The sequence below is a fragment of the Acinetobacter sp. WC-323 genome, from assembly GCF_000314615.1.
GTDB classification, from domain to species: domain Bacteria; phylum Pseudomonadota; class Gammaproteobacteria; order Pseudomonadales; family Moraxellaceae; genus Acinetobacter; species Acinetobacter courvalinii.
This window is the reverse complement of record NZ_AMZS01000046.1, coordinates 215138-236270: the sequence shown is the minus strand read 5'-3', so window position 1 is coordinate 236270 and position 21133 is coordinate 215138. Positions and strand designations below refer to the sequence as shown.

The 21133-nt window shown below is 40.7% G+C and carries 23 protein-coding genes; 9 read left to right on the top strand and 14 right to left on the bottom strand.

The window, feature by feature from the left end; genetic code table 11:
• Positions 1-86 precede the first annotated feature (86 nt).
• The 3 genes from ACINWC323_RS07545 to ACINWC323_RS07555 all read left to right on the top strand — a co-directional run bounded on the left by ACINWC323_RS07545 (position 87) and on the right by ACINWC323_RS07555 (position 4571).
• Positions 87-2336 (top strand): bifunctional prephenate dehydrogenase/3-phosphoshikimate 1-carboxyvinyltransferase, encoded by a 2250-nt coding sequence (locus ACINWC323_RS07545; RefSeq protein WP_009512847.1) that lies wholly within the window; start codon positions 87-89, stop codon positions 2334-2336.
• Positions 2337-2623: 287 nt separating this feature from the next.
• Positions 2624-3007, top strand: coding sequence for a hypothetical protein (locus ACINWC323_RS07550; protein WP_005286345.1), 384 nt, complete (start codon positions 2624-2626; stop codon positions 3005-3007).
• Positions 3008-3110: 103 nt separating this feature from the next.
• Positions 3111-4571: an aminoacyl-histidine dipeptidase gene (locus ACINWC323_RS07555; RefSeq protein ID WP_009512742.1), complete on the top strand. Its 1461-nt coding sequence runs from the start codon at positions 3111-3113 to the stop codon at positions 4569-4571.
• Between the two features lie 18 nt (positions 4572-4589).
• Here ACINWC323_RS07555 and ACINWC323_RS07560 read toward each other — a convergent pair whose 3' ends face one another.
• The 6 genes from ACINWC323_RS07560 to ACINWC323_RS07585 form a co-directional block, all read right to left on the bottom strand.
• Positions 4590-5159: an RNA 2'-phosphotransferase gene (locus ACINWC323_RS07560; RefSeq protein WP_009512836.1), complete on the bottom strand. Its 570-nt coding sequence runs from the start codon at positions 5157-5159 to the stop codon at positions 4590-4592.
• A gap of 12 nt (positions 5160-5171) precedes the next feature.
• Positions 5172-6221 carry an RNA 3'-terminal phosphate cyclase gene (rtcA, locus tag ACINWC323_RS07565; RefSeq protein WP_009512909.1) on the bottom strand — a complete coding sequence of 350 codons (1050 nt, stop codon included), beginning with the start codon at positions 6219-6221 and terminating at the stop codon, positions 5172-5174.
• A 258-nt stretch (positions 6222-6479) separates the two neighbouring features.
• Entirely contained in the window at positions 6480-6938 is a 459-nt protein-coding gene (locus tag ACINWC323_RS07570; protein ID WP_009512576.1) for a DIP1984 family protein, read from the bottom strand.
• A gap of 3 nt (positions 6939-6941) precedes the next feature.
• Positions 6942-8159 (bottom strand): hypothetical protein, encoded by a 1218-nt coding sequence (locus ACINWC323_RS07575; RefSeq protein WP_009512718.1) that lies wholly within the window; start codon positions 8157-8159, stop codon positions 6942-6944.
• Positions 8160-8204: 45 nt separating this feature from the next.
• Positions 8205-9476, bottom strand: a complete 1272-nt coding sequence (locus ACINWC323_RS07580) for an RtcB family protein (RefSeq protein WP_009512601.1) — start codon at positions 9474-9476, stop codon at positions 8205-8207.
• 297 nt (positions 9477-9773) lie between these two features.
• Entirely contained in the window at positions 9774-10736 is a 963-nt protein-coding gene (locus tag ACINWC323_RS07585; protein ID WP_009512827.1) for a ribonuclease Z, read from the bottom strand.
• A 67-nt stretch (positions 10737-10803) separates the two neighbouring features.
• Between ACINWC323_RS07585 and rtcR the strand changes: the two genes are divergently transcribed.
• Positions 10804-12405, top strand: coding sequence for an RNA repair transcriptional activator RtcR (gene rtcR / locus ACINWC323_RS07590; RefSeq protein WP_009512744.1), 1602 nt, complete (start codon positions 10804-10806; stop codon positions 12403-12405).
• Here the strand turns inward: rtcR and ACINWC323_RS07595 are convergent, their stop codons facing one another.
• Together ACINWC323_RS07595 and ACINWC323_RS07600 are read right to left on the bottom strand one after the other, a co-directional pair.
• Positions 12406-13476: a DUF2157 domain-containing protein gene (locus ACINWC323_RS07595; RefSeq protein WP_009512557.1), complete on the bottom strand. Its 1071-nt coding sequence runs from the start codon at positions 13474-13476 to the stop codon at positions 12406-12408.
• Positions 13477-13568: 92 nt separating this feature from the next.
• Entirely contained in the window at positions 13569-14198 is a 630-nt protein-coding gene (locus ACINWC323_RS07600; protein ID WP_005230875.1) for an alpha/beta hydrolase, read from the bottom strand.
• 126 nt (positions 14199-14324) lie between these two features.
• On the opposite strand from ACINWC323_RS07600, the gene yaaA reads away from it, so the two are divergent.
• From yaaA to ACINWC323_RS07610, 3 genes are read left to right on the top strand one after another with little or no spacing between them, the layout of a single operon-like run.
• On the top strand, positions 14325-15107 hold the full coding sequence (gene yaaA, locus ACINWC323_RS07605; protein WP_009512832.1) for a peroxide stress protein YaaA: 783 nt from the start codon (positions 14325-14327) through the stop codon (positions 15105-15107).
• Positions 15108-15128: 21 nt separating this feature from the next.
• The gene (locus ACINWC323_RS0119130; RefSeq protein ID WP_032881552.1) at positions 15129-15392 is read left to right on the top strand and encodes a hypothetical protein; all 264 of its coding nucleotides are present in this window, start codon (positions 15129-15131) and stop codon (positions 15390-15392) included.
• 9 nt (positions 15393-15401) lie between these two features.
• Complete coding sequence (locus tag ACINWC323_RS07610; protein WP_009512506.1) at positions 15402-16016, top strand: HD domain-containing protein; 615 nt, start codon at positions 15402-15404, stop codon at positions 16014-16016.
• Positions 16017-16055: 39 nt separating this feature from the next.
• Here the strand turns inward: ACINWC323_RS07610 and ACINWC323_RS0119125 are convergent, their stop codons facing one another.
• From ACINWC323_RS0119125 to ACINWC323_RS0119120, 6 genes are all read right to left on the bottom strand, one after another.
• A complete protein-coding gene (locus ACINWC323_RS0119125; protein ID WP_032881551.1) occupies positions 16056-16382 on the bottom strand; it encodes a hypothetical protein in 327 nt (108 codons plus the stop codon).
• 177 nt (positions 16383-16559) lie between these two features.
• Positions 16560-17345 carry a thiazole synthase gene (locus ACINWC323_RS07615; protein ID WP_004639328.1) on the bottom strand — a complete coding sequence of 262 codons (786 nt, stop codon included), beginning with the start codon at positions 17343-17345 and terminating at the stop codon, positions 16560-16562.
• 23 nt (positions 17346-17368) lie between these two features.
• Positions 17369-17566 (bottom strand): sulfur carrier protein ThiS, encoded by a 198-nt coding sequence (gene thiS, locus ACINWC323_RS07620; protein ID WP_004639327.1) that lies wholly within the window; start codon positions 17564-17566, stop codon positions 17369-17371.
• Positions 17567-17575: 9 nt separating this feature from the next.
• Complete coding sequence (locus ACINWC323_RS07625) at positions 17576-17941, bottom strand: DUF423 domain-containing protein (protein WP_032869392.1); 366 nt, start codon at positions 17939-17941, stop codon at positions 17576-17578.
• 107 nt (positions 17942-18048) lie between these two features.
• On the bottom strand, positions 18049-18918 hold the full coding sequence (gene rpoH / locus ACINWC323_RS07630) for an RNA polymerase sigma factor RpoH (RefSeq protein WP_005230860.1): 870 nt from the start codon (positions 18916-18918) through the stop codon (positions 18049-18051).
• A gap of 131 nt (positions 18919-19049) precedes the next feature.
• Entirely contained in the window at positions 19050-19289 is a 240-nt protein-coding gene (locus ACINWC323_RS0119120; protein WP_032881550.1) for a sulfurtransferase TusA family protein, read from the bottom strand.
• A gap of 356 nt (positions 19290-19645) precedes the next feature.
• Here ACINWC323_RS0119120 and ACINWC323_RS07635 point away from each other — a divergent pair, with 356 nt between their 5' ends.
• On the top strand, positions 19646-19858 hold the full coding sequence (locus tag ACINWC323_RS07635) for a cold-shock protein (protein WP_004653893.1): 213 nt from the start codon (positions 19646-19648) through the stop codon (positions 19856-19858).
• Positions 19859-19959: 101 nt separating this feature from the next.
• A complete protein-coding gene (rhlB, locus tag ACINWC323_RS07640; RefSeq protein ID WP_009512828.1) occupies positions 19960-21111 on the top strand; it encodes an ATP-dependent RNA helicase RhlB in 1152 nt (383 codons plus the stop codon).
• Positions 21112-21133 lie beyond the last annotated feature (22 nt).

Below are 21133 nucleotides of genomic sequence, written 5' to 3'. Positions count from 1 at the left end.
CTCCCGGCCTCCCTTTATAAAGGGAGGAGTTTCCCCTCTTTTAAAAGAGGGGTTAGGGGAGATTTTTACATAGGCAAATATGTTTTATGTCTCAACCATTATTTAAGAAAGTTGCATTTATTGGGCTTGGACTGATTGGATCGAGTCTTGCCCGTGTGATTGTGGCAGAACAACTTGCATCTCAAATTGTGGCTTCAACACGCTCAAAAAAAACATTAGAAGATGCCAAGGCACTCGGCCTGATTCAACACGGTTATACGGTGCCTGAAGAAGCGGTTCAGGATGCAGACTTAATTGTTTTAGCCTTGCCTGTGCGTGCAACACAAAAAGTGCTGGAACAGATCAAGCCTTATCTTGCAGACAATGCCATTATTACCGATGTAGGCAGTACCAAAGGCAATGTGGTTGAAGCTGCAAAAGCAGTGTTTGGAGAAAAGCTACCAGCCGGTTTTGTACCGGGTCATCCGATTGCAGGTGCAGAACATACTGGCGTGCATGCGGGTAAAGTTGATTTATTCGTCAATCACAAAGTGATTCTAACGCCACTGCCGACCAGCGCGGAGTGGGCGGTTGAAAAACTGGTTCAACTCTGGTCGGCAGCCAAAGCCGAAGTGATTTGCATGGATGTTGCTAAACACGATGAAGTGTTGGCACATACCAGTCATTTACCGCATTTAATGGCATTCAATCTGGTGGAACAACTGGCAAATCGTGAAGATAATCTAGATATTTTCCGTTATGCAGCCGGTGGTTTTCGGGACTTCTCTCGCATTGCAGCCAGTGATCCGCAGATGTGGCATGATATTTTCTTTGCCAATAAAACCGCAATTTTGAATGCGGTTGATGGTTTTGAACAGCAATTATCCGTTTTAAAGAAACTGATTGAACAGGAAGATTCGCAAGCGTTGATGGGGCTATTGGGCCACGCGCAAGCAGCACGCCAACATTTTAATCATATGTTAGCCAAAAAACCTTTGATGGAGAAAAACAAGGTGACACAGCAATTTAGCATTTTACCGGGAAAGAAAACATTTACAGGTAAATTCACCGTACCGGGTGACAAATCTGTGTCACATCGCTCAATTATGTTTGGTGCGATTGCAGAAGGTACCACCCATGTGACCGGCTTTCTGGAAGGTGAAGATGCACTCGCAACTTTGCAGGCATTCCGTGACATGGGCGTGAGCATCGAAGGGCCGAAGAATGGTGAAGTCACTATTCATGGTGTGGGCATGCAAGGCTTAAAAGCGCCAGCAAGCGCTTTGTATATGGGTAACTCAGGCACCAGTATGCGTTTGCTGTCTGGCATGCTGTCTGCACAGAAGTTTGATTCAGTCATGACGGGTGATGCGTCATTGTCTAAACGCCCAATGGAGCGTATTGCCAAGCCACTTCGTGAAATGGGTGCACTCATCCAGACCACAGGCGAGAAAGGTACGCCACCTGTGAGTATTACCGGCAGTCAGGCACTTAAAGGAATCCAATACGATTTACCGATGGCGTCAGCTCAGGTGAAATCAGGTATTTTATTGGCTGGTTTATGGGCTGAAGGTGAAACGTCGGTGACTGAACCAGAACCAACCCGTGATCATACTGAACGTATGTTACGTGCCTTTGGTTATGATGTAAAAACTGAAGGCAATAAAATCTCGCTTGTCGGTGGTGGCAAATTAGTGGGTACTGATATTCAGGTGCCTTCGGATATTTCGTCAGCTGCTTTCTTTATGGTTGGTGCTGCGATTACCGAAGGTGCCGATGTGGTGCTGGAAGCGGTTGGGATTAACCCGACGCGTACAGGTGTGATCGAAATCCTCAAGCAAATGGGTGCTGACCTGACGGTTGGGAATGAACGTATTGCAGGTGGTGAGCCGATTGCAGATATTCATATCAAAGGTTCAAGAACCCTGAAAGGCATTCACATGCCAGAAGATCAAGTGCCTTTGGCCATTGATGAATTCCCGGCATTGTTTATTGCTGCTGCATGTGCAGAAGGTCAAACCGTGTTGACGGGTGCTGCTGAGCTTCGTGTCAAAGAATCTGATCGTATCCAAGTGATGGCAGATGGCTTGAAAATCATGGGTATCGACTGTACCCCGACTGAAGATGGCATTATCATCGAAGGTAAAGGCAAGTCTGGGGACTGGTCACCGATCTTTACAGGTGGTGAAATTGAATCACATCATGATCATCGTATTGCCATGAGTTTTAGCATGGCGGGTCTACGTACTTCAGGTGAAATCACCATTTATGGAACCGAAACCGTAGCGACAAGTTTCCCAACCTTTACCGAGCTTGCAAATTCGGCAGGATTGGATTTAAGTGTAGTCAATCAGTAATCTGATTTGAGTAAAGCAGCATTCAGCTCAAGACGGTTGAATGCTACTTTTTTTATATATTTATCGCTAAAAAGAATTTGTTAAATGCCTTCACTCAGCGTTTAAATACTTAAAATGATGACTTTGCTGATGTACATATCTAATCGGGTCGAAATTTATCAATTTAACAATACAACTAAGACAATCAGCTAATCGTTTATAGACAATTGTATATATAATAATTCAGAGTATATGCGTTGGATTTGGGTTGTGGTACAGCGCTAAAATATAAAAATAGAGGGAATAGCATGAAAACCTTGCAATTTATCGCAGATTGCCCAAAACATGGAGTGGTCGATCATCCACCGAATGAGTGCTATATCACGCAAGAATACGTGGCGGCATTGTTGTATAAACAATTAGAACAATATGGCTTCGATGCACAGCATATTCGTCATGAACATGAAAAAATTGAAGTATGTATCGACAATCATCAATTGCCACTTTCGATTTTATGTTCGCAACAGGATACCGAAGGACATATTCTTTGTGAAATCTCAGCCAATCCACAGCAAGAACAAGCTTGGTTTGAGCGTATTGAGACCCAAAGTATTATTCGTCAATTGGCTCAAGCCGTGGAAAATAGCTTAAAAGCAGAACATAGCTTTTCCCAGTTTGTGTGGAAAAGCTAAGACAGTTTTACGAATACAATCTTAAATGAAGTGATTTAACATCATCGCCGTTTAGGTGTATGGTGTATCTTGATTTAAACGCTTTATTTGAGAGTATAGGTGCATGATACAGGTCGATTTTTCTAAATTATCTCCGCAAGTAGTCTGGCAACATTTTGAGACCTTATGTACGATTCCTCGACCTTCCAAACATGAACAACAACTTAGACAACATCTAAAAGATTGGGCGGAACAGCGCAACTTGCAAACCTATGTGGATGACATTGGTAATCTAATTATTCGAAAAGCTGCTACAGCACATAAAGAGCACGTTGCAGGTGTGATTTTGCAAGGCCATTTAGATATGGTGACTCAGGCAAATCGCGGCACCCAGCATGATTTCTTCAAAGACCCCATTCGACCTGTATTAAAAGATGGCTGGCTGATTGCTGAAAATACCACATTGGGTGCCGATAATGGCATTGGAGTTGCACTGGCGTTAGCAGTATTAGAATCAAATGATATTGCGCATGGTCCGATTGAAGTTCTACTTACTATTGATGAAGAGGCGGGAATGAGCGGTGCCCGTTTACTTGAGACAGGCGTTTTAACTGGACAATGGTTATTTAATATCGATACAGAGGAATGGGGCGAACTCTATCTTGGCTGTGCTGGGAGTATTGACCTAGAAGTAGGACAGCCACTTGAATATGAAACAGCACCCGCTAATTTAATTTATGTAGATGTGCTAGTGTCAGGACTAAAAGGTGGACACTCTGGTGTTGATATTCATCTGGGGCGTGGTAATGCCAATGTGATTTTAGCCCATTTCCTCAATGAGTATTTGGCACAATCCAATGGTCGATTGGTTGAATTTGTCGGTGGAACAGCGCGTAATGCTATCCCGCGTGAAGCAGTGGCGACGATTGCAATTGAAACTGAACAACTGGCTGACTTAGAACAAGCAGTTGCAGCAATACAAGCTGAATGGCAGCAGAAACTGCAAGGCATTGATGAGCAGTTGCAAATCACCGCACAGCAAAATGCCAACCAGATCAATGAAGTTATTTCATTGCAGCAGCAACAAGCTTGGTTGCAGGCATTGGCAACATGTCCATATGGTATTGCACAGTGGAGTAGTGCTTTACCCGATGTGGTTGAAACCTCGAATAATATTGGTGTGGTCAAACTGACCAAAGATGAGGCCAAAACTTTGATTATGGTTCGTTCGATGGTGAACCAAGAAGCAGTGACATTCGCACATAATATTCAACAGCATTTTGCCAGCTTTGAAATTCAGTCAGATTTAACGCCCTTAGTCTCAGGTTGGACACCGAATCCAGATTCAGCTGCATTGAAATGTCTACAACAAGCTTATCAGAGCGCATTTAAGATTGAGCCAAACTTGAAAGTGATTCATGCAGGTTTAGAATGCGGCATTATTGCAGAGCATTATCCTGATTTGCAGATGGTATCTTTTGGCCCGGATATTCAGGGTGCGCATGCACCTGGTGAACGGGTTAAAGTGGATACGGTAGAGAAATGCTGGAAGTTGTTGGTGACGGCTTTGGAGAGTGTAGCTTAATTTAATGTTGTAATTAGATCAGACCAATGATCCTGTCTTGGTCTGATCAATCAATGATAAATATTGTGTTGGTACATGTATTGTTAGCCAAACACCATTTTCTGCCTGATGAAACTCAAAGCCATCTTTATACATTTGTAGTGTGTTAATCAAACATAGCACAGGCTTACCATAGCGTTGGCCTACATTCAAAGCCATTTCTTTATTTTCACTTAGATGCACATAATGGCGCTGTCCAGCGATTAGGCCTTGCGTCTGAATTGAATCTATAAATCGACTCGCTGTGCCATGATATAAATATTGTGGTGGCTCAAGCGCAATCATTTGCCGCTGTACCTTATTTGTTGAGTGGCCTTGCACAGCCCTGATCATCAAACCATCTTCTGAGATTTGGAAGCGTTTTTTATCATTTTGTTCTACGATGACTTGGAGTAATGCTTCATCTAGAGGAACATTGTGTTGTTGTGCAGCTTCAATAAGCTCAGCAATTTTTGCCCAACCTTCTTGATCAAGTTGAAGCCCAATTTGTTCAGGCTTATGTCGTAATATCAGGCTTAAAAATTTGCTTATTTGAGTATGTTCTTTCATATTTAATATTCACTATTCTACGTTTACTTTGACCTGAAACAGGTTTTGGTCGAGTTTGATAAACTCAATTTCACAATCAATAAATTTTTCAATCATTATGGCCTGAGTACGGGTGTGTTCGCTAATGCATTGTGCGGTAAATTCACCCCCTTGTCCCAATGCTAAAGGTAATAACAACTGATCCGCTAAATACTCATCGACTGAAGCATTAGATTCCAGATATTGCTTCACCTGTTCCGCCAAATAATTGGCAATCTGTTCTGCACTTTTGCGCATTTCACCTAAAGCCGTAAATAGCTGGATGTGATGCTGATGTTCAACTTTGACATACACCGTATTACCTTGGCTAATGCCGTTTAAATGAAACTGCTGTTGTGTATCCAGTTTTAGTCTTTTATTTAACGTTGCCAGTTCCCGTTGTGCGATTTGTGCTTCTTCTGAAAGGTTGAGTACTGCCGCAAAAGCCTTTGTCGTTTGCAAAGTACCACGATCTAATAAATTTAACTTGTTTCGATGTTGCCAAGGTTGAATCTTGATTTGAATTTCACCAGCACCAATTGGGAAAAAGCCTGCTTTATTTAACTTAAACTCGACCGCTATTCCAAGTTTTTCTAATGCCGGTAAAAAACACTGCTCGATAAAATCTGCCGTTGGCGCAAGCGGGTTGTGAGTGCCACCAGAAATAGTCAATTCACTCGCTTCATTCTGTAATAACAAAGCCGGTAAGAGCGTTTGTAAAACCAGTGTCGTACTTCCTGCCGAACCAATCTGAAATTGGTATTTTCCACTTTGTACATGCTGTGGTGCAAAGTACAAACGCTGGCTATGCAGTTCAGCACCTTCCACATAGGCTTGGCTGATGTGTTGAGATGCCTGTACACAGACCAGATGCTGACGCATTAAGCCTGGTTTTTTACGCCCAGCACGAATGTTGATTAATTCAAATGCTTGACCTGTAATCATCGAAAGGGCGAGGGCCGTTCTTAAAATCTGTCCTCCACCTTCACCTTGTGAACCATCAATCTGGATGGCTGCTGGCATATTCGCCAAAGCTTTATTCACTTCTATTTTCCTTATTTTGTAATTTAATGAACATACTGTCAGTACATGGTAATGCGAAGTAACGTGTGACTTTGCCTTCGGCAAAGTTTTGCTAGGTACATGGTGCTGAGCCTAATCAGTGAAGATTGATGCACGGCTCACATGCTGCCATAGCCGCCTGAATTATTTTCAATCCCTCAGATCGGAATAACGCAGGATCTTGTACTCGCCCAGTATGCCCAAACTGTGCTTGTGAACTAAATTCACAAAATTTGTTGTCTATTCGACTAAATCAATTTGCCAATTGGCAGCCTGAATCTTGATATTTAAATCGCGTAGTTTCGCGCTGATATCATCGGCTTGTTTTTGCAAGCTAGAAACAGGGATAACCTTCTTCCATTTGATCTCACGTGAGCTATAACGATCAGGCTCACGATGGGTATTGGCAATCGCCTCAACCAGAATCTTATGCTGTTCAGCATAACTATCACGCAAGCTTAATAGGGACAGCAGAATTTTGCCATCTTCCAGCTTTGCTTGCGCATTGGTCAAATGAATACGACAAATCAACTGATTGCTTTCTTGGGTTAAAGCAAATACGTGTTTGATCAGTTCATTTGGATCTTCGCTCGGTTCATCACCATCTTGTACCAGTACATTGGCGTTGATCCGCTGTTTTAATGAAGCGAGCTTTTTTTGTTGATCGCTTCGAAGTAACAATGCTTCTGCGAGTTTCATTTTTTATCCTTGAATTTGGAAAATATGTTTTTTAAGAACTTTCTCAACAATTTCTAAAAGGTCACTTCTAGGTTCAGATAAATATCTTTCGACATAGAAATCGTAATTTTCACTATCATATAGATGAGGCGCTTTTCCATGTACTATATTGCCGCGAATTTTTAATAGATCTTTTAGTTGGGTTTCAGAGAATTTAGATATGTAGGAGGTGGATAAATCTCTAAATTTCTGAGAACTTTTAGATCGGGTATCTTCAATTAATGCCTCTATACAAGAACAAAAGGTGCGATATTGTTCAGCATCTTTTTCAAACCAACTTTTATAAAAACTAGTTAAAGCTGAAATACTTCTTTGTGATGTCTTATCATTTGATTCCAAAAGACTAGATAGATATCCCAATTGGATTGCTAATTCATTTTTAACTTTTAATTTGAAATAGAGACTTGGAGTTAAGTCCTGAGTTTCTTTGTACGTATAAGAACTCTGATGAGAAAAATATGAACAACCTGAATCTTCACATCCACTATTGAAACAGTACCTGTTTCTAGATTCTTCAAATAAAGAAATAGCACCAAGTACAGAATATAAATTTCTTCTTGAAATTTCTTCTGTGGGAGCTTTAATTCCAATCCAAGTTGATATTCGTTTTCTGTTATGATTCTCGTTCCTAATACTAGGGTAATATAGGAAATCAAATTCATTTGAATAGCGGACATCAATATTCATATGTTGTAGGCTAAGATTTTGACTATTAATGATAAAAAAATTATTAAACATCAAATCATTTTCTAGATGAATTGAGTTAAATGGATACAAAAACGTATTAAGCTCTTCTTTGAAAAGTGAAGAATTTAGTAGAGCATTTGCTAAATTTAACTTGGCTTCAACAGGAATTTGCATTTTGTAAGAAATATTTGGATTACGAGAGAACTCTCCCTCTCGAATAAACCAAAAGTTTTTGGTTAGAAAATTAATAACCTTATTTCTTACCTCAAAAGTCGGTAGTTTTCTTAAATATGAAGCACCATTCTGTTTGATAAAAATTAAGGCTTTTAAGTAATCTTGCTGATTTCGGATATAAATTTCTGTACCTATTTCATGGCTCCAAATAGGGGCATTAGGCTCACGAATAGTAAATTGAGCTAATAGTTCATCTCTCTCTCCAATAGAATAAATAGCATCTAATATTAAATCCACAGCTTCAATACATATATTCATCATTTTATTTTTCCTGAGATTTGTTTAATGAGTTATAAAATTTATAAATTACCCCTTAACACAGACCACTTGTCTTAATGTATACACCACTTCAACCAAATCCTGCTGTGCTTTCATCACATCTTCAATCGGTTTATAAGCCGACGGAATTTCATCAATCACGGCTGCATCTTTGCGGCATTCCACACCGTCAGTCTGCGCAATATGATCTTCTACGGTAAAGCGACGTTTTGCTTCAGCACGGCTCATGACACGACCTGCACCATGCGAACATGAACAGAACGATTCCTGATTTCCAAGCCCACGAACAATAAAAGACTTGGCTCCCATTGACCCTGGAATAATTCCATATTCTCCCAAACGTGCGCGTACAGCGCCTTTACGCGTTACCATCACTTCTTCGCCATAATGCTGTTCCTTTTCCACATAGTTATGATGACAATTCACGGCTTCCAAGCGTGCTTGGAACGGTTTTGGAATAATCGTTGCTAAGGCTTTAATCGCAGATTGCATCATAATTTCACGGTTTTTCATGGCGAAGCGTTGTGCCCAACCGACAGCAAACCAATAATCATCAAAATGCTCAGTACCTTCGACTAAATATGCCAAATCTTTGTTAGGTAAGTTAATAAAATGCTTTTGCATATCTTTACGCGCCAGTTCGATAAAATGATTACCGATGGCATTACCAACACCGCGAGAACCTGAGTGCAACATAATCCAGACATGGTCATGTTCATCTAAACAGACTTCGACAAAGTGATTTCCTGTTCCTAATGTCCCCAACTGCTTACGGTTATTGGTGTTTTTTAGGCGAGGGTGCTTGGCACAGATCAATTCAAAGTCTGCCACTAAATCAGCCCAGGCCTGATCTACCACTTCAGGAGGATTTTCCCATGAACCACGATCTCGTCCACGCCCTTTAGTCATTCCATGCGGGATTAAGCGTTCCAGTTCAGTCCGTAATGCATGTAAATTATCGGGCAAATCTGACGCGGTTAAGCTGGTACGGGTGGCCATCATTCCGCAGCCGATATCAACACCGACGGCAGCAGGGATAATCGCCCCTTTGGTTGGAATCACGCTTCCGATGGTTGCGCCTAAACCAAAATGAACGTCGGGCATTACGGCCATCCATTTATAAATAAACGGCATTTGTGCGGTTTGTAGTAATTGTTGTTTGGAGTTGTCATCAACAAGCACACCATTGGTCCACATCTTTACCGGCATACTCGTTTCATTTTTTAAAACTTGATAAGCACGTTGTTGCTGTTCTTGTTCAAATTGAGCTTGTTGGTTGATTTGTTCAACGACAGACATTTTCATTTTCCTTTCAAAGCCTGCCTGCCAAGCGTTTGTAGGCAGGTGATATTCACAAGATCCCAATGATGTTGTGTGCTTATACTATTGCAGTGACTGTGCCAACTTTTTTAAATTTAATTTTTATAATTGGTAAGTTATTGATAAATAATTAAAATAAAATTTTTAAATATTTTTTGAGATGCAATTAAGACTCGGTTTTATTAAATTTTTTATATTTATTAAGATATAAAAGTATCTTAAAAGATATAGGAGTTGTTATAGGTTTTATCTGGTTCCTCACATACTGCAAATTTATTAATTTTTTTCAATTTTTGTAAGTTGTCCTGTCTCATCTAAGCTAAATTGATCAAAATCATGAGCTAAGTAAAAGTTGCCTTGATAGAACTTTCTAACTTCTTCAGCAATTGCTTGTTGCCCGGCATCGTCCTGATGGCGTGCACTAAAGTGCGTCAAGATCAGATTACTTAGCCCTTGCTGTTGAGCAAATTTAGCAACGCTCTTTGCGGAACTATGCATGGGGCCTGATCCCACTTTATCTAAAACAGCTTGAGTATAGGTGCTTTCATGAATAAGGAGTTGGACATCTTGGCAGGCTTTTTCCAATAGCTCAGGACGATCATTGTCCCCACCCACGATGGCATGTATACGTTGCGTCTGGATTTGAGTGAAATCAGTTGCTTTCAACGTTTGTTGATTAAACTGAATATCTTGACCGTGTTGTAAGTCTCCCCAAGCTTTACCTTTGGGTACGCCGAGTTGAACTAAAGCCTGTGTATCTAGTTTCTTTTGGGTGTATTGCGCAATAATACTAAATGCAAAACTGGGTACGCGGTGACTCAGTGGATGAGCTTGAATCGAGAGTTCATCGGTTAACGATAGAATCTGAGTTGCTTCATTCACATCGATAAATTTGAGTGGATAGGGCAAATGTAAATCCGTTAATTGGGCCGTAACTTCAATCCATTGTTGAATTTCTTTGGGCGCAATAATGGTTAAAGGCGCAGTGCGTGCATTCATACCTGCACTGGCCAATAAGCCAACCAATCCATAACAATGATCGCCGTGCACATGGGTAATACAGATGGCAACTAGGCTTTGCAATGAAAGTTTGGCCTGTTGAATACGATGCTGTGTACCTTCACCAGCATCAATCAGTATCCAGTCTTTATTCTTGCTGTTACGGATAGCTAGGCCAGAGACGTTGCGTGTGAGTGTGGGTACACCAGAAGAGGTGCCTAAAAAAGTAAAATGAAGCATATTGTTGGAATTTTTCATTGAAATGCGTATTGTATATGATAGTCATATATAAAATATTATAGAAATTATGCTGAATGCAAAGAAAACTGTCGTGATTGGCTTTGTCGGCTCTACTTTAGATCAGGGAAAGCGTCCTGACCGCTGGCAACGCTGGCGTCCAACCTTGAGCCTTCTGATGCATGAAGATCTGATGGTGGATGAACTGGTACTGTTGCATGATCGACAACACCATAATCTAGTTAAATTTATTGCTGAAGATGCTCAACAGCTATCGCCATCGACCACTGTCTCAGGCCAGCGTGTCAGTATTCGTGATCCTTGGGATTTTGCCGAGGTCTATGGTGCGCTGTATGATTTTGTGAAAAGTTATCCCTTTGATACGGAAAATAATAACTATCTTTTGCATATCACCACAGGTACTCATGTTGCGCAAATCTGTTGGTATCTATTGGTCGATGCCAATTACCTACCTGCCAAGCTGATTCAAAGTGCACCCAATCAACAAAAAACGCCAGAAGGTGAATACCGCGTCATCGATCTGGACTTGTCACGTTATGATGTGCTCAAGCAACGGTTTGAAGATGAACAGCAACAAAACTGGCAACAATTGAAAGCTAATATTTCAACCTATAACCACGAATTTAATCAATTGATCACCGAGGTTGAGTTGGTGGCGACACGTTCGAGTGCACCGATTTTGATTATGGGTGCCACAGGTGTAGGTAAATCGCATTTAGCCAAGCAAATCTTTCAGTTAAAGAAAGACAAGTTTCATTTGAGTGGGCGTTTTATTGATGTGAACTGTGCAACGTTACGTGGCGATAGTGCCATGTCGAGTTTGTTTGGGCATATCAAGGGGGCTTTTACTGGTGCAGCGGCTTCGCGAACAGGTTTATTAAAAAGTGCTGATCAGGGTATTTTATTTCTGGATGAAATTGGTGAGCTTGGGTTAGATGAGCAAGCAATGTTGCTTAAGGCACTCGAAGATAAATCCTTCTTTCCTGTTGGAAGTGATAAAGAGGTTCAGGCCGATTTTCAACTGATTGCAGGGACAAATAAAGATCTAAGAGCCGAAGTGCAAGCAGGGCATTTCCGTGAGGATTTATGGGCACGATTGAATACCTGGACTTTCTTTTTACCGAATCTTAAAGATCGAATTGAAGATATTGCCCCGAATATTGAGTTTGAGTTGCAGCGTTTTGCAGCGAATCATCAACGTCAATTGCGTTTTCAACGTGATGCACTTGATGTGTATTTGAAATTTGCCAAGTCTAAAGAAGCATCCTGGCAGGGGAATTTCCGGGATTTAACCGCCAGTGTGACCCGATTAGCGACATTATCCAGTGGTGAGTTGATCCGTTTGGAGGTGGTAGAAAAAGAGATTCAACGTTTAAAGCAACTGTGGTCGATTCAAACCACACAAAACCAATCTAAAGATATCGATATTCTCCTCAAATATTTAGATCAAACCCAGTTGAGCGAGATTGATGAATTTGATCAGATTCAGCTGCGTGGCGTGCTACAAGTCTGTGAACATGCCAAATCGATGGCAGATGCTGGACGCCAACTGTTTGCTGCTTCACGCCAGCAACGTAACACCACCAATGACAGCGACCGGGTCAAAAAGTATTTGGCCCGGTTTGGCTTGAGTTGGCGTGATTTTCAGTAATCATTCAGCTGGATGATCTTTCTTTATTTTGGATTGGTTGGGTAGAAACTCTAAGTTCCAAAGTTTTTCGGCATGTCGGCCAATCCACCAGAAAGATGCAGCGAGCAAGATAAAGAAAATGGCTTTGTGCATGCCATTCCAGAAGAACTCAAAGTACTTGGTGTAGAGATTAATAAATAGGAAAGTGATACCAAAACCGCGTGAGGTGGCATCATCTTGTTTTAAACCATAAACAATCGCGATGATGGCAATAAAGGCAAATAAAACGCCCCAATGTAGTAACTCGTATTGTTTAACGTTATACCAGCTACTCAAGTCACCATAATTGCCAAAAATCGAGAGAATCCATAAGGCAATAAACAGATAAAGCAGTCCCATGACATAAGTTGGATGGGCGAAGTCTCTAAAATATGCATAGCGTTTAAATAGCAGGCTTAAACCAATCAGGGCACCGCCAAAAAAGACAAAGCGTAACGGGAAGTTCATACCGAGGTAATAGGCACCCCAACCTGACATATAGCCAGTTTCCGTCCCAAACCAAGAACCGAGCGCAAGCAGCGAGAATACCCAGATCAGTTTTGAGGGGAACCAGAACGCAAGTGCTGCATAAATAAGAGTGGAGAGTAGAAATAACAAAGAAAAATGACCACTGCCTGTATCAATCGCTTGTCCGAAATAGGCGACGGAGGCTGCGGTAGACAGTACGCCTGCGAAAATAATCGCTTCATTGCTAAATTGATGCTGAGGTTTGGTTCTACGTCGACGATAGGCAAAGCCATAAAAGCCGGCCGCCACCACAGCAAAAATCAGACATGGGATAATCTTGGAATCGATAAAGATTTTTTCAATCAGCTCCATCAAGAACTGATCGGCAGTCATTGCAGCGATGGCAATCACGGTACAAATCATTGCAATCCAGAATGAGTATTTTGCCATTCGTTCCCAGTCAAATGGACGAATCGAAAAGCTATGCTTTAACTTATTGGCCACATCGGGCGTAATCGTGCCTTGTTGCTGCCATTGATCAATGGTTTGCTTTAAAAAAAGTCCCTGTTTTTTATTGAATTTCATTATTAAAGAACCCAACGTCTGTACATCTCTACTGATATAACAGACATTGGATTCAAAACACGTATATTTTTCTTAGTAATTTGTTGTTAAGTCTACAGTTTTAAAAAACGGGCAATGACCTGACGCAATTGTTTTAGATAACCTGTAAAGAAATGGTTGGCGCCTGGCAGAATCGTGATCGGATGTTTTTGTGGTTTTGCCCACGCGATCATATCTGAGAGCAGGGTAATATCATCTTGCTCGCCATGAACAAACAGGATATCGCCGTCAATAGCCGGGGTCTTGTAATGACGTAAATCGACGACCGAACCTGTAGGTAAGCCACATAACACCAGTTGTTTGGGACGTAATTCTTCGCTGAGTTGGGCTTGGCATTTTGCCAATACGTGAGAACCGAAGCTGAAACCACCTGCATAGAAGGTTAAACCTGCATGTTTTGCACGTGCATATTCAATTACCGCCATAATGTCATCCGTTTCGCCATGTCCCTGATCATGGGTGCCTTCACTGCCAGCTAAACCACGGAAGCTAGGGCGATATACGACACAGCCCATTTCATTAAAAATCTGAGCCAGCAGTACAGGGACTTTATGATTTGGTGTTCCACCTTGCAAGGGATGTGGATGGCAGACCACAGCAAAACCTGTGACTTCACCTTGAGGTTGATCGACAAACATTTCAATTTGACCAACAGGACCCTGGATGAATAATTGCTCAGACATAAGATACGCAATGGATAATGGAAGAATCCACTATTTTACCGATAATGAAGAATGAAAACACGAATTGGCATTAAAAATTATCAACTGTTATAGTTTCATCAAGTTAAATTTATTTTTTGATTGATTATGCTTGCTTTAATTTCTCCAGCGAAAACACTTGATTACACAACGGCTTTACCTACGGATACATTTACTCAGCCACGTTTATTAGAACAATCACAGCAGTTGATTGATGTATGTCGCAAGCTTTCTGCGAGTGAAATCGCATCGTTAATGACCGTGAGCGAGAAAATCGCCACCTTGAATGTAGAACGTTTTCGTGACTGGAATGCAGATTTTGATTTTTCCAATGCACGTCAAGCCTTGTTTGCATTTAAAGGCGATGTGTATACCGGTTTAGATGCTTATCACTTAAACGATCAGGATATTGATTTTGCTCAACAACATTTGCGTATGTTGTCTGGTCTTTATGGTTTATTACGTCCATTGGATTTGATGATGCCGTACCGCTTGGAAATGGGCACTAAATTGAAAAATACACGTGGTCATAATCTTTATGAATTCTGGGGCAGTATGATCACCGATCAAATTAACCGGGATTTAGCTGAAATTGATGCAAAAGTGTTGGTAAATTTGGCTTCTGACGAATATTATAAATCTGTGAATGAAAAGAAAATTCAGGCAGAAATCATCAAGCCTGTATTCTTGGATCAGAAAAACGGAAAATACAAAGTCATTAGTTTCTATGCGAAAAAAGCGCGTGGGCTGATGGCGAGATACTTGATTGCAAATAAATTAAGCCAAGTAGAACAATTAAAAGCATTTGATAGTGAAGGGTATTACTTTGATGCTGAAAGCTCATCGGATAAAGAATTGGTCTTTAAGCGAGATGAACAGCACGCAGCTTAGATTTGCCTTGGGCAGGGTGGGATGTTAACCAAACAACATTTATTAAAACACGCGATATCGTCTGATCAAGTCCGAATCAAAGGGCATCTGACAGAACCTCGGAGTTATGGGGTGTATGCATTGCCTTTAGATACGGATGGCACTCGACGGTTCCGGTTTGGTAATCATCCTGTCCGTCAACAGGAACTGAAACATGAGTTTGGTTCCTGTACCTTGTACCAGCTTTTTCTGGAGCGTAAAGATGCTGAATCCTTGGCAAAGTGGCTGAATAAAGCAATTCAATGAGGATGAGCAATGCAGCAATATTTAAGCTTATTAGAAAAATCATGGTTTGAGCTGCATCGGCATTATCATTTCTTTGAACCGCAGAAAATTTTTAACAAGTTGATTGCTGCCTATAGTGAAAAGCAGCGGGCTTATCATACGCTTCAGCATTTGTATGAATGTTTGACCTTGCTTGAATCGATTCGATCTGACTTAAAAGATGCTTATTCAGTTGAGTTATCTCTCTGGTTTCATGATGCAATCTATGATCCGCAAGCAAAAGATAATGAAATGAAAAGTGCTGAGCTGTTTGAAAAGTATATGGCTCAGGACCTATCTGTTGAGATTGTTGAAAAGATCAAGCGCTGGATTATTGCGACGCAAAAGCATGAATCGACGAACGAATTGGATTTGCAGTTTTTATTAGATATCGATTTGGCGATTTTAGCGGCTTCACCAGAACGTTTCGAGGAGTATGAGCAACAGATTCAGCAAGAATATGCTTGGGTGGAATCAGAAATTTATTCCATTAAACGAAAAGAAGTTCTCGCACATTTTTATCAAGCGGAACCGTTGTATCAAACCGAATATTTTCAACAGAATTTTGAGCAAAGGGCGAGAAGGAATTTGAGAATGATATTCTGAATAAATAATTAAAGTTAAGGATATATCTAATCTGAGATTTTATTGAATATATTTTATTTCATATTTTTCTTGGTTTTCGTAGATTTTTAATTCAATCACTCCATCTTTTAGATTTCCTTTTATATAGAAATGATAGTAATAATATGGGGTATGTTCTTGACTATCTCCAGAATACCAGCCAGATTTTCTTAGTCTATAATTTTCTATTGTTCCATATTTTTTATGTAATTCAGTATCTTGTTGGAATATTTGGGCAATATGTTTCTCATTTTTCTTGAAATCCCTATTTGTCATATACGTAGAAAAAAATGCTAAGCAAATTGCGAACACTAAAAATATTAGAATTTTTTTTATATTTAACTTCATTTTATACTCTTGGGTATCAGCATTGAATAAGAAGAAAGAATTTAATATTTGTTTGGTAATAAATTTTAGCTAATGTGCTAACTTCACTAGCGTTAAGATGAAAAAACTTGGTGATACTAGTGTAGTACATAGAAGAAAAGTAACGAAGGAATAATATTTATCCCTTCGTTAAACAAATTACTTAAAGAAATAACCCGTTTCAGGCGAGCTGGCATTGGCCATACGCTTACGCGGCATACGACCCGCTAAAAACGCTTCACGACCTGCTTCAACGGCTTTTTTCATGGCAGAAGCCATCAAAATTGGATTTTGAGCCGCAGCAATCGCCGTGTTCATCAGTACGCCGTCGCAACCGAGTTCCATTGCAATGGCAGCGTCACTGGCTGTACCCACACCAGCATCCACCAACACAGGAACTTTGGCATTTTCTTTGATGATGGAAATGGTATGTGGATTCAAAATACCGAGACCTGAACCAATCAAACTGCCCAAAGGCATGATCGCAACACAACCCATGCTTTCAAGTTCTTGCGCAACAATCGGGTCATCCGAGGTATAGACCATGATTTCAAAACCATCATCAATCAAGGTTTGCGCTGCTTTCAGTGTTGCTGTCACATTCGGGTATAAGGTTTTTTCATCACCGAGAACTTCCAGCTTTACCAGATTGTGACCATCAAGTAGCTCACGAGCCAGCATACAGGTACGAATCGCGCTATCCGCATCAAAACAGCCAGCAGTATTCGGCAGAATGGTGTATTTCTCTGGTGGAATCACTGAAAGCAGATTCGGCTGATCAGCATGTTGTCCGATATTCACACGACGAATCGCAACGGTGACAATTTCTGCACCACTTGCTTGAATGGCTAAGTCGGTTTCATTTAAATCTTTATATTTACCAGTTCCAACCAATAAACGTGATTGAAAAGTACGAGAACCGATAATTAAAGGGGAATCTTGCATGGGCTTACTCCATTTTTAGCCAATTAGCCGCCACCAACAGCTTGAATAATTTCAATACGATCTTCAGGAGCAATCAATGTCTGCTCAAGTCTACTTTTCGGAATAATCTGTTGGTTCTTTTCTACAGCAAAACGTTTGCCTTCAAGCGCCAGACTTTGAATGAGTTGCTGCAGATTTTCACAAGACGTGTCTGTTGACTCGCCGTTTAAATATATATGCATGATAAATCCTTATTTCGCATGCTTGATCGCTTGCCATGCGAGCATGATCCAGCCCGCGATCATAAATGCACCGCCAATCGGGGTGATGGCACCTAAGATTCTAGGCAGACCAAGCGCCATAATGTACAACGAACCACAGAAAAAGATGATGCCAATTTGGATCAAAATATAAGGAATTTTTATAGGGAATGTTGCAGTGGTTTTATGTAGGACACCTAAAACCAGTAATCCAATCGCATGATAGAAAAAGTACTGGGTTGCTGTATTCCACCAAGCCAGTTGTTCTGGTGTGGCAAAAGATTTGAGGCCATGGGCACCGAAAGCGCCTAACATCACTGCAAGCGCAAGATTAAGCGCCGAGATTGCTATCCACATAATGAGAATGGAACTAGAAACTTGATGAACAAAGTTAACATATTCGGGTGTTTAAACAAAGCCAGATAAAACAAAAGGGCATGAAAGCCCTTGTGTTTGAATTAATCTTAACTCGCAGACATGGCGGTCTTGATTTTTTCCATTGCATTTTTTTCTAGCTGGCGAATACGTTCAGCAGAAACGTTATATTCAGCAGCCAGTTCGTGCAAAGTGGATTTGTCATCATCTAACCAGCGGCGCTGTAAAATATTACGTGAGCGATCATCCAGCTGATCCATTGCTTCATGCAAGGCAGAAGTGCTTTGCTCTTCGTAATCTTCTTCCTCAATCAGACGTGCAGGGTCGTAACGATTATCTTCGAGATACAATGCTGGTGCAGTATGCGGGGTATCGTCATCATCATCGCCTTGAGCTTCAAACGCAGCATCATAGGCAGTTAAACGACCTTCCATTTCTAACACCTGTTCAGGTGTAACATTCAAATCATTGGCAATCGATTTGGCTTCTTCCAAAGTCAATCGCTTGCTCGATTTCTTGAGGCTACGCAAGTTAAAGAACAGTTTACGTTGTGCCTTGGTGGTCGCAATCTTGACAATACGCCAGTTACGGATCACATATTCGTGAATTTCAGCTTTGATCCAGTGCACGGCAAAAGAAACTAAACGAACCCCCATATTAGGATCGAAACGTTTCACTGCTTTCATGAGTCCGAGGTTACCTTCTTGGATGAGATCGCCTTGTGGCAATCCGTAACCTGCGTAACTACGTGCGATATGTACGACAAAGCGGAGGTGTGACATTACCAAAAGTTTGGCAGCATCAAGGTCTTGGTCATAATAGTAACGCTCAGCAAGTTCTTTTTCCTGCTCGGCCGTTAAAATTGGAATTTGATTGACAGTACTGATATATGCACCAAGGTTTACACCTGGCGCAGACAATGACAGGGGCATCAATTGATTGCTGCTGTCAGTAGTCATGGATTCTCCTTATAGGATGGTATTTAAGTCAACAATTTCATCTTAATGCGAATGCTCTTCATCACTAAGGAAATTTGAGTATAGAAATGTAAAGTAAACTATTTTATCTTTACCAAGAGTTTAGCAAAGAATCACATAGATTCAATTAAATAGTGAAATTCATGCTCTGAAATTTTTTGTGTCTGGCATTGAAGTTGCTGAATTTGGCAATATCGTGTTACATCAATTTCACTATGTGGATCAGATGATTTCAACAAAAACTGTTTGGAATGGCCCGCTTTTTTTAAAGCGCGTTTTAACATCAGCAAGGGCATAGGACAGGGCTGTCCTAATGCATCAATGATTTCCGGGGTGTTGATTGTGTCGGTCATATTCAATTAAATCACTTCATTCAAAATTATCTTAACAAATTTCTGCGTAATTTTTATGATAAAAATTCCATTAAAAAAACAGCTAAATTATTGAAAAAAACAGATAGAACAGATGGAAATAACTAAAAATAATTCTATTAATTGTCATAAACCCGTGATAAGCTCGATGCGTTTTAGGAAGAGTTTAATACACAATTAATGTAATAAACCCTATAACAAATGGATGTAACCGGAAATTGTTGATAGTTTTACAGAATGATTACAAGCTTTAAAATTATAAATATTTTAAAACCTTGTTGGCTCTGCTGTTTGCAACACCGGAAGGTCCTTATCTTTCAATATCTGAGGATTGACTTATGACAGCTCGTGAACAAGGCGTAGTAAAGTGGTTTAACGACACTAAAGGCTTTGGTTTTATTCAGCGTAATGGTGGTGATGACGTATTCGTTCATTTCCGCGCAATTATGGGCGATGGCCACCGTTCTTTACGTGACGGCCAACGTGTAGAATTCAGTGTTGTTCAAGGACAAAAAGGTTTCCAAGCTGAAAACGTTCAGCCTTTAGACTAATTTGTTGCCTTAACGCAATATAAAAACGCTCCAATGTAATTTGGGGCGTTTTTGTTTATAATAGCCACTTTCTTTTGGTCATTGATGGTTCGAGAGCATATATGACGACTGGTTTTGAAACCTTAAATTTACATCCGCAGTTGAAGAAAGCGATTGATGCTTTGGGTTTTACAAAAATGACCCCAATTCAGCAAAAGGTTTTAAAATATACATTAGCAGGGCATGATGCCATTGGTCGGGCACAAACGGGTACTGGTAAAACGGCTGCCTTCTTGATTAGCGTGATCAATGATCTGTTGAATAATCCAGTTCAAGAACAGCGTTTTCGTGGTGAGCCACGTGCGTTAATTTTAGCGCCAACTCGTGAGTTAGCGTTACAGATCGAAAGTGATGCGCAAGCATTAACCAAATTTTCAAATTTGCACCTGGTCACGTTATTGGGCGGTGTGGATTTTGAAAAGCAAAAGAAAATGCTGGACCGTAATTTTGTCGATATTATTGTGGCTACACCAGGCCGTTTAATTGATTTTGTCGAGCAAAAAGAAGTCTGGTTAGATAAAATTGAATTCTTGGTGATTGATGAAGCGGATCGCTTGCTTGATATGGGCTTTATCCCGTCAGTGAAGAGAATTGTTCGTTTTTCACCGTTTAAAGAGCAGCGCCAAACCCTGATGTTCTCTGCAACATTTAGCTATGATGTGCTCAATCTTGCCCGTCAATGGTTGTTTGAGCCGGTTACAGTTGAAATCGAGCCTGAGCAGAAAACCAATACCGATGTTGAACAGCGGGTTTATGTGGTTGCGAAAGAAGATAAATACAAACTGTTGCAAGAAATCCTGCGTGAAGAGCCGATTGATAAAGTCATGATCTTTGCTAACCGTCGTGATCAGGTGCGTCGTTTGTATGATCATTTGAAACGTGATGGTTATCGTGTGGGGATGTTATCGGGCGAAATCGCACAAGATAAGCGTCTGAAGATGCTGGATCAATTCAAGCAGGGTAAGAACAATATCATGATCGCGACCGATGTTGCGGGGCGTGGTATCCATGTCGATGGTGTTTCGCATGTGATTAACTTTACCTTACCTGAACAGTCGGATGATTATGTTCACCGTATTGGCCGTACAGGTCGTGCAGGTGCACAAGGCGTGAGTATTAGTTTCTTGTCGGAAGATGATGCTTTCTATTTGCCTGAAATTGAAAAAGCAATTGGTAAGAAATTGCCTTTAACGCGTTTAGAGGGCTATTGCTAAGGCTTAATATGTTTGATTAAGA